Origin of the sequence: Zavarzinia sp. (genome assembly GCF_041650655.1) — a bacterium.
Classification (GTDB): Bacteria; Pseudomonadota; Alphaproteobacteria; order Zavarziniales; family Zavarziniaceae; genus Zavarzinia.
In genome coordinates this window covers 1-6,423 of record NZ_JBAZKR010000159.1, presented here as the reverse complement: position 1 = coordinate 6,423, position 6,423 = coordinate 1, and the positions used below count along the sequence as shown (strand labels likewise).

Annotated in this window: 6 protein-coding genes; 5 read left to right on the top strand and 1 reads right to left on the bottom strand. The window is 70.5% G+C overall.

The window, feature by feature from the left end:
• Positions 1-130 precede the first annotated feature (130 nt).
• Genes WC493_RS21095 through WC493_RS21085 form a run of 3 tightly spaced genes read left to right on the top strand, consistent with a single transcriptional unit; the run spans position 131 to position 3,569 of the window.
• Positions 131-688 (top strand): hypothetical protein, encoded by a 558-nt coding sequence (locus WC493_RS21095; protein WP_373068240.1) that lies wholly within the window; start codon positions 131-133, stop codon positions 686-688.
• Positions 685-2,793 (top strand): type II secretion system secretin GspD, encoded by a 2,109-nt coding sequence (gene gspD / locus WC493_RS21090; RefSeq protein ID WP_373068238.1) that lies wholly within the window; start codon positions 685-687, stop codon positions 2,791-2,793. The genes WC493_RS21095 and gspD overlap by 4 nt, the downstream gene beginning before the upstream one ends.
• A complete protein-coding gene (locus WC493_RS21085; protein ID WP_373068236.1) occupies positions 2,790-3,569 on the top strand; it encodes a hypothetical protein in 780 nt (259 codons plus the stop codon). The genes gspD and WC493_RS21085 overlap by 4 nt, the downstream gene beginning before the upstream one ends.
• Before the next feature lie 2 nt (positions 3,570-3,571).
• Here WC493_RS21085 and WC493_RS21080 read toward each other — a convergent pair whose 3' ends face one another.
• Positions 3,572-4,000, bottom strand: a complete 429-nt coding sequence (locus WC493_RS21080; RefSeq protein WP_373068234.1) for a lytic transglycosylase domain-containing protein — start codon at positions 3,998-4,000, stop codon at positions 3,572-3,574.
• Here WC493_RS21080 and WC493_RS21075 point away from each other — a divergent pair.
• Positions 3,999-4,856 (top strand): A24 family peptidase, encoded by an 858-nt coding sequence (locus tag WC493_RS21075; RefSeq protein ID WP_373068232.1) that lies wholly within the window; start codon positions 3,999-4,001, stop codon positions 4,854-4,856. The two genes, WC493_RS21080 and WC493_RS21075, sit on opposite strands and share 2 nt — an antisense overlap.
• A gap of 190 nt (positions 4,857-5,046) precedes the next feature.
• A partial coding sequence (locus tag WC493_RS21070; protein ID WP_373068230.1) for a phosphocholine-specific phospholipase C occupies positions 5,047-6,423 on the top strand: 1,377 nt, incomplete at its 3' end.

The following is a 6,423-nucleotide window of genomic DNA, read 5'->3' as shown; positions in this document are numbered from 1 at the left end:
CTGCGCCGCCTCGCGGCCGAAGCGCCTTTCGTGCGGGTCGACCAGATCGACATCGAGGGCGAGGGGGATGCGGCGGCGCTGAACCTGCGGGTCCGGCTCGCGGTTCCGGCGGACGGAAAGGAGGGCGGCGATGCGACAGGCAGTGCCCTGGGCGGCGGCTAGCCTCCTTCTGGCGGCGCTGGCCGTCTTTCAGCTTGCGGTGCCACTGTCCGGCGGGACGGCGGCGGACGACGGACTGGCGCTGCGCCTCCCGGCCGCGACGACACCGGCGGCCCCCGATCTGCCCGAGATCCTGGAGCGCCCCGTGTTCGCGGAGAGCCGGCGTCCGGCCGCGGTGGCAGCAGCAGCGCCCTTCGGCCTGCTCGGCGTCGTCACCGGCGGTGGCCTGGCGACGGCCTGGCTGCGCCTGCCCGACGGCAGCACGGCACGGGTCCGCCCGGGCGATACCGCCGCCGGTTGGCAGCTCGTCTCGATCGAGCCGCGGCGTGTCGTGCTGGGCCGCGGCGGCGACACCATCGTGCTCAGCATCGAAACAGCCGCCGCGCCCGCTGCGACATCGGCCCCGATCCCGTCTTCCGCCGCACCGCCCGCGCCCGTTGTACCGGCGCCGGGCAGCGCCCCATTGCCGCCCTGGCTGCCCCCCGAGATGCGGAGCCTGCCGGGCATCGAGAGGTATATCGCACCATGACCCGCCAAGCCTTGGGCCAGCTCCTGCTCGCCTTCGCCCTGGTTCTTTCGGGCTGCAAGAGCCAGCCCCGGACGGAAGTGACCGGGGCGACCGTGGTCGGCGCTGCCGTGCCCCTGGCACCGCCCGCTGCGACCGCGCCGCCGGCCCCGCGGCCGGCACCGCCGCCGCTCCACCCGGGCAGCCGCGACGACGTGCCGGTGGCGACACGGGCGGAAATCATGCCGGGCACAGGCCGTTTCATGGCACCGCCCCCGGTCCGCGAGGCGGCCAACGGCGATATCACCCTGAATTTCACCGAAGCCCCGGTGCGCGATGTCGCCAAGGCGGTGCTGGGCGACATGCTGGGCCTCACCTATGTCGTGACCCCGGGGGTCGATGCCCGCCTGACCATTGCCACCGGCAGCCCCATCCGCCGCGAACAGGTGTTGCCGACCTTCGAGGCGGGGCTGCAATCGGCCGGTCTCGCCCTGCTGCGTGAGGGCGAGACCTATCGGATCGCCCCGGCGGAAGCGGGGGCGGCGCGGGGCAGCGGCCTGATCGGTGCCGACGATCCCGGCACCGGAACGGAGGCGATCACACTCCGCTATGTCTCGGCCACCGAGTTGAAGAAATTGCTCGACCGCATGGTGCCGGCCGGGACCGAGGTTGCGGCCGACGATGCCCGGAACATCCTCTTCGTCGCCGGCAATGCGGCCGGGCGGCGCACGGTGCGCGATCTCGCCGCGCAATTCGACGTCGACTGGCTGCGCGGCGTCTCCTTCGCCCTGATCGTGCCGCAGTGGACCGACGGCCGCGCGCTGGTCCAGCAGTTGACGGAGGCACTGAACGCCGAAGGCGTGCCCACGGCGGGCACCGTCCGCTTCGTGCCGATCGAGCAGTTGAACGGCATCCTGGCGATCGCCACCCGCGCCGACTATCTCGAACGGGTGCGCCGCCTGGTCGCCATGCTCGACCGCGAGGCGGAAGGGACGCGCCGCCGGCTCTTCGTCTATCGGGTGCAGAACGGGCGGGCGGCCGATCTCGCCAAGGTCCTGGCCGCGGCCTTCGGCGGCGACAAGCAGGCCGCGGTCAGCAACAGCAGCGCCGGCAGCGCCGGCCTCGCCACCGCCGGGGCCACGGTGACGGCGGGCAGCCTGCCGGCGCCGCCGGTGATGCCGGCGATCGATGGCAGCGCGCCGCTTGCGGTCGATCTCGGTGACGCCGAAGGGTCCGTCGCGATCAGCGCCGACGAAACTTCGAATTCGATCGTCGTCCACGCCAAGCCCCAGCAATACGACATCGTCGCCGACGCGCTCCGCCGGCTCGACGTCCTGCCGCTTCAGGTAATGATCGAATCCGCGGTGACCGAGGTCACGCTGAACGACGAACTGCGCTTCGGCGTGCAATGGTTCTTCCACACCGGCAACAGCAATTTCTCGCTGAGCGAGCTGACCAGCGGCGCGGTCGGCCAGACCTTCCCCGGCTTCTCCTACCTGCTGACCAACGGCAGCACGATTTCGGCGGCGCTGAACGCCCTGTCCGACATCACCTCGATCAACGTGGTCTCGGCGCCCAAGCTGCTGGTCCTCAACAACCAGACCGCCTCGCTCCAGGTCGGCGACCAGGTCCCGGTGGCGACCCAGACGGCGCAGAGCGTCGACACCTCGGATTCCCGCGTGGTCAATTCGATCGAATACCGCGACACCGGCGTGATCCTGCGGATCACGCCCCGGGTGAACGACAGCGGCGTCGTTCTCCTCGACATCTCGCAGGAGGTCAGCAATGTGGTGAACACCACGACCTCCAAACTGGACTCGCCGACCATCCAGCAGCGCAAGGTGGCTTCCTCGGTCGCGGTCGAGGACGGACAGACCATCGCGCTCGGCGGCCTGATTACCGAAGACCGGGAAAACGGCAATACGGGCATTCCCGTGCTGAAGGACATTCCCCTGATCGGCCGCCTGTTCGGCGCCACCAGCCGGAAGAAGAACCGGACCGAACTCCTGGTCCTGCTGACCCCGCGGGTGGTGCGGAACGCCGCCGACGCCAAGCGCATCACCGACGAATTGCGCGAAAAGATCCGCAGCGTGACGCCGCTGCCGATACAGCCCGAGACGCCGAAGTGAGAGGACGCCAGCGCGGCTTCGCCCTGCCGGCGGCGATCGTCGCGCTGGCCGTCTTCGCCCTGGTCGCCCTGGTGGTGGTGGACGAGGGCAGGGGACGCACGGCCCTGTTGGCGGGCCGTATGGTGCAAGCCCGCCTGGCGGCGGCGGCCGATGCCGGCATCGCCCTGGCGATCGAAGGCGTGGCCCGGGCGGGGGCCGCGCGCTGGCCGGTCGATGGCCGGCCCCACGGCGCGAATTTCGATGGCGTAACCCTTCAAATTGCAGTCGAGGACGAGCGCGGCCGCCTGCCGCTCAATGCCCTGGACGGGCGGCTGCTGCGCGCCCTGCTCGGCGCCCTGGGCCTTCAGGGGGAGCGGCGCGAAACCCTGGCCCGTACGATCGAGGCGGCACGGCGGCGGCCCTTCCGCGCGATCGGCGACATGGCCGTGCTGCCAGGGATGGACGGCGGCCTGCTGACCCGCCTCGGACCCGTGCTCTCCTTCGTGCCGCGGGCGGATGCGGGCAGTGTCGATGCCCGCTATGCCGGACCTTTCGTGCGTGCCCTGCTTGACTGGGCGCCGGTGATGGAGCGGGTGCCGGACGGTTTTCCCGTGCTGCTCGCCCGCCACCAACAGGACGGTGCCACCACCTGGGCGGCGGACGAGGTGTTGGCGCAGAAGATCGTCCGGGTCACGGTGACGGCGGGTCTCGGCGCCCGGGACCGGCTGACGCGCATGGCCGTGGTCGAATTCACCGGCGACGCGGCGCGGCCCTTCGTGGTGCGGGACTGGCAATGAGATCAGGGCGCCGCGAAGATCCCGCGACCGAACAGGGCGGCCGCCTTGGCCGAGACGCGGGCGGCATAGGCGGCGGCACGCGCAGGGTCGCTCGGCGCATGATAGCAGCCGACCCCTTGCCAGAAGTCGCCACCGCGCCGGCGGATGCAGTCCGCCAGGATCCAGGTGCCGACCGAGACATTGGTACAGGGCCGGTCGAGCAGGGCCGTTTCGGCCGCGGCGGCATCGACGCCCCAGCCGGCGGCCAGGGTCGGCAGCCACAGGCTGTTCACCTGCATGGGGCCGAGGTCGCGGCTGCCGTCGCCGTTCTCATGCACCAGGCCGGGGCGCCCGCCTTCGGCCTCGATGATCGCCAGCACACCGGCGGAGGGCACGCCATAGAGGGCGGCCGCCTTCAGTGCGCAGGCCATGACCAGGGATGTGATCGCCATGACTTCCTTATGCCTCGCGGCAGATGACGGCTTGATGACGCTGGCGGGGCCGGCCCTGTGGCTGGTGCTGGCGATGGCGGCATTGGCCGGCTCGCTGGTGGGCAGTTTCGCGACCGTGGCGGTGGAGCGCTGGCCGGCCCTGATCGAAGGCCGGATACCGGGGCAGGGGCTGTGGCGGCCGCGGTCGCGCTGCCCCTCCTGCGGGGCGCCGATCGCGGCTCGGCGGGCGTTGCCGCTCGTGGGCTTCTTCATGCTGCGCGGGCGGGCGGCCTGTTGCGGGGCGCCGATCCCGCGTGCCTATCCGCTGCTCGAAGCGGGTGGTGCGCTGGCGCTGCTGACGGTGGCCGCGCTGGCGCCGCCGGCGCTCGACCGGATCGCACTGCTCTGTGCCGCCGCGGCACTGCTTTATGTCGCGGCGGCGGTCGACTGGTTCGGGGGCTATCTGCCCGATGCGCTCACCCTCGGCCTGCTCTGGCTCGGGCTCGGCGCGGCCGCCATCGACGGTTGCGCGCCCGGCGCGGTCGGTGCCGACGAGGCGGTGCTGGGAGCCGCCTTCGGTTACCTCCTGATGGCCGGCACGGCGGTTCTGGCCGAGGCGGCACTGGGGCGCGAGGCGCTGGCCCGGGGCGATTGGAAACTGGTCGCCGCGATCGGCGCCTGGGGCGGTGCCGGCGCGGTCGCCCAGGTGCTGTTCTTCGGCGCCCTCGTGGCACTCGCCTTGGCACCCTTCGCCCGCCGATTCGCCCTGGACGGAGCGACGGGACGGCCGCGCGGTATTCCGCTAGGGCCGGGCCTGGCCGTGGCGGCGCTGCCCGTGCTGGCGCTGGGGGGCGGAGACCTCATGCTTCCCTTCTGAGACGCCGCATGGTGTGAAAGAACCACGGATCGCCCCACTTTCGGCGACATTTCCGCTCCCTTGTCATGGCGGGGAAACACCACTGACACAAATGTCGGCAATGCTCCCCGCCATGGAGAGGTGACCGTTTCCGAGGGCGCCGCGGCACGCGTCGCGGGCGGGGCGGTCTTTTCGTTGCGGAGGGCTTGGCATGACGGACGAGAGCAGGCGTGGTTTCCTGAAGTCGGCGGCGGCGCTGTTCGGCACCACGGCGGCGGCGACGGTGTTTCCGGCATCGATCGAAAGGGCGCTGGCGATCCAGGCCAATAACGCTACACGTTCCATCAAGGACGTGGAGCACGTGGTGATCCTGATGCAGGAGAACCGGGCCTTCGACCATTACTTCGGCACGCTGGCCGGGGTGCGCGGCTTCGGCGACCGTTTCACGATCCCGCTGCCCGACGGCCGCACCGTGTTCCAGCAGTGGAATGGCTCGCGTATCGTGATGCCCTATCACCTCGACCAGAGCGCCGGCAACGCCCAGCGCGTCGACGGCACGCCGCACGGCTGGGGTGACGCCCAGGCGGCCTGGAATCTCGGCCGCATGACCGACTGGCCGGCCGCCAAGACCGACCGCTCCATGGGCTATTACACGAAGGCCGAGGTCGAATTCCAATTCGCCCTGGCCAATGCTTTCACGCTCTGCGACGGCTATCACTGCGGTACGCAGACCGGCACCAATACCAACCGCCTGGTGCATTGGACCGGCACCAACGGCCCGACCGGAGCCGGCGTCGCGGTCGTCACCAACGAATGGGACAGCCTGGACGACAAGGCGAAGGGTTTCACCTGGGGCACCTATCCGGAGCGGCTGGAGACCGCGGGCGTGACCTGGAAGGTCTATCAGAACCTGCCCAACAATTTCACCGACAACCCGCTCGCCGGTTTCCGCCAGTACCGCGCGGCGAGCCAGAAGGTCGGCAATTTCGCCAGCGGCTTCCCCTATATTCCCTATATCTCGTCGATCCACGACAAGATGGCGCCGCTCTACAAGGGCGTCGGCAACACCATGCCGCTGGCCGGCCTGCTGGCCGAATTCAAGGCGGACGTGAAGGCGGGCAAGCTGCCGCAGGTCACCTGGATCGTGGCGCCCGACACCTATAGCGAACACCCCGGCCCGTCGAGCCCGGTGCAGGGCGCCTGGTACATCCAGGAGACGCTGAACGCCCTGACCGCGGTGCCGGAGGTCTGGTCCAAGACCGTGCTGATCGTCAATTTCGACGAGAACGACGGCTTCTTCGACCATGTCCCGCCGCCGGCCGTGCCCGCGCTCGACACCAAGGGCAAAGCCATCGGCGCGACCACCATGCGCGCGGCCGATCTCGCGTCGGAATATTTCACCCATCCGGCGCCTGAAGGCACCACCGGCCAGCCGACCCCGGACGGCCGCCCCTACGGCCCGGGCCCGCGCGTGCCCTGTTACATCGTCTCGCCCTGGAGCAAGGGTGGCTGGGTCAATTCCCAGGTCTTCGACCACACCTCGGTGCTGCGTTTCCTCGAAGCCCGCTTCGCCGTGAAGGAACAGACC